The sequence below is a fragment of the Bombella pollinis genome, from assembly GCF_026385485.1.
Classification (GTDB): Bacteria; Pseudomonadota; Alphaproteobacteria; order Acetobacterales; family Acetobacteraceae; genus Bombella; species Bombella pollinis.
Genome location: NZ_JANIDX010000010.1, coordinates 2,501 through 5,401, shown reverse-complemented (window position 1 = coordinate 5,401; position 2,901 = coordinate 2,501). Strand labels below are relative to the sequence as shown.

1 tRNA gene and 2 rRNA genes (1 of these 3 running past the window's edge) are annotated in these 2,901 nt (G+C 53.5%); all 3 read right to left on the bottom strand.

The window, feature by feature from the left end:
• Positions 1–85: 85 nt before the first annotated feature.
• Positions 86–162: transfer RNA gene (locus tag NQF89_RS08750), tRNA-Met, on the bottom strand.
• 39 nt (positions 163–201) lie between these two features.
• Positions 202–316: ribosomal RNA gene (gene rrf, locus NQF89_RS08745) — 5S ribosomal RNA — on the bottom strand.
• A gap of 83 nt (positions 317–399) precedes the next feature.
• Positions 400–2,901 (bottom strand): 23S ribosomal RNA (locus tag NQF89_RS08740); it runs 235 nt beyond the window's last position.

The following is a 2,901-nucleotide window of genomic DNA, read 5'->3' as shown; positions in this document are numbered from 1 at the left end:
GGGATAAGCTTATCACAGAGGCAAGGGTATGTTTTAGTGGTGTGTGGGTTTAGGGATTTATCTGGGATTTGTGTATGGTATTTATTGGATGCGGGGGTAGGATTTGAACCTACGACCTTCAGGTTATGAGCCTGACGAGCTACCGGGCTGCTCCACCCCGCGGTAGTGGGTGGTTTAAGTATGGAGTGGGTGAGCGAGGGGACCTGGCGGCGACCGACTTTTCCGCTTCTTAAGAAGCAGTATCATAGGCGCTGGAGGCTTTAACGGCCGAGTTCGGGATGGGATCGGGTATGGATCCTCCGCCATAGCCACCAGGTCTTCCCGCTCACCCTTTAGGTGATTGGGGTGTGGTTGGTATTTTTTGGTGAGTGTGACTGATTACTGTGCATGTGTTTTAGGTGTGTGAGAGATATGGGCGATTAGGATCAGTTAGCTACACATGTTACCATGCTTATACACCTGACCTATTGACGTCCTGGTCTTGGACGGCCCTGTGAGACCTAGTTTTGAGGCTGGTTTCCCGCTTAGATGCTTTCAGCGGTTATCCATTCCGAACTTAGCTACCCGGCTGTGCCGCTGGCGCGACAACCGGTGCACCAGAGGTTCGTTCATCCCGGTCCTCTCGTACTAGGGACAAATCCTCTCAAGTCTCTTACACCCACGGCAGATAGGGACCGAACTGTCTCACGACGTTCTAAACCCAGCTCACGTACCACTTTAATCGGCGAACAGCCGAACCCTTGGGACCTGCTCCAGCCCCAGGATGTGATGAGCCGACATCGAGGTGCCAAACCTCCCCGTCGATGTGGACTCTTGGGGGAGATCAGCCTGTTATCCCTAGAGTACCTTTTATCCGTTGAGCGATGGCCCATCCACGCGGGACCACCGGATCACTATGGCCGACTTTCGTCTCTGCTTGAGCTGTCACTCTCGCAGTCAGGCGGGCTTATGCCATTGCACTCGACAGCCGGTTTCCGACCGGCCTGAGCCCACCATCGCGCGCCTCCGTTATTCTTTGGGAGGCGACCGCCCCAGTCAAACTGCCCACCATACAGGGTCCCGGACCAGGCTAACTGGTCTCGGTTAGATATCAGAAAAGTTCAGGGTGGTATTTCAAGGATGGCTCCACCGGAGCTGGCGCCCTGGTTTCAAAGCCTCCCACCTATCCTACACAAAACTTTCCTGATACCACTGTAAAGCTGCAGTAAAGGTTCATAGGGTCTTTCCGTCTGACCGCGGGTACCCCGCATCTTCACGGGGAATTCAATTTCGCTGAGCCGATGCTGGAGACAGCGGGGAAGTCGTTACGCCATTCGTGCAGGTCGGAACTTACCCGACAAGGAATTTCGCTACCTTAGGACCGTTATAGTTACGGCCGCCGTTTACCGGGGCTTCGATTTGACGCTTGCACATCTCCTCTTAACCTTCCGGCACCGGGCAGGCGTCAGACCCTATACGTCATCTTTCGATTTCGCAGAGTCCTGTGTTTTTACTAAACAGTCGCTACCCCCTGGTCTGTGCCACCCGCTAATGGTTACCCACTAACGGGTCTCGTTTCTTCCGAAGTTACACGAGCAATTTGCCTAGTTCCTTCAGCATCGTTCTCTCAAGCGCCTTGGTATACTCTACCAGTCCACCTGTGTCGGTTTCGGGTACGGTCTATATGCTAGAGCTATTTCCTGGAACGGTCCAAAAGCCAGCTCAATCCGTTAAGAGCTGACAACATATCTCGTTCGTCACTTCTAGCAGGCTTAGGACTATTAACCTAATTCCCATCGACTACGGCTTTCGCCCTCGCCTTAGGGGCCGGCTCACCCTGCGTGGATTAACCTTGCGCAGGAACCCTTGGACTTTCGGCGACAGTGTTTCTCGCACTGTTTGTCGCTACTCATGTCAGCATTCGCACTTCTGATACCTCCAGAGAGGGTCACCCCGTCTCCTTCGCAGGCTTACAGAACGCTCCGCTACCGCGCATAGTAATCTATGCACCCACAGCTTCGGCACGTGGCTTGAGCCCCGTTACATTTTCGGCGCAGGGTTTCTATTAGACCAGTGAGCTATTACGCTTTCTTTAAAGGATGGCTGCTTCTAAGCCAACCTCCTGGTTGTTTTGGAATCCCCACATCCTTTCCCACTTAGCCACGATTTAGGGGCCTTAGCTGGTGGTCTGGGCTGTTTCCCTCTCGACAATGGACCTTAGCACCCACTGTCTGTCTGCCGCACTTATACTCCTCGGTATTCGGAGTTTGGTTAGGTGTGGTAAGGCTTTGGGCCCCCCTAGCCCATCCAGTGCTCTACCCCCGAGGGTAATATGCGACGATCTACCTCAATAGATTTCGCGGAGAACCAGCTATCTCCGAGTTTGATTGGCCTTTCACCCCTAGCCACAGCTCATCCCCGACTTTTTCAACAGGCGTGGGTTCGGCCCTCCAGTGCGTGTTACCGCACCTTCAGCCTGGCCATGGCTAGATCACTCGGTTTCGGGTCTTCTACCAGTAACTTAATCGCCCTATTCAGACTCGCTTTCGCTACGCCTACACCTATCGGCTTAAGCTCGCTACGGACAGAAACTCGCTGACCCATTATACAAAAGGTACGCCGTCACCCCATAAGAGGCTCCGACTGCTTGTAGGCACCTGGTTTCAGGTCTCTTTCACTCCCCTTATCGGGGTGCTTTTCACCTTTCCCTCACGGTACTGGTTCACTATCGGTCACCAGAGAGTATTTAGGCTTGGAAGGTGGTCCTCCCATGTTCAGACAGGGTTTCTCGTGCCCCGCCCTACTCAAGGCCTTTATAAGACATTACGCATAAGGGACTATCACCCACTATGGTCAGACTTTCCAGACTGTTCTGCTTGTTCTTACAAAGACACTGGCCTGTTCCGCGTTCGCTCGCCACTA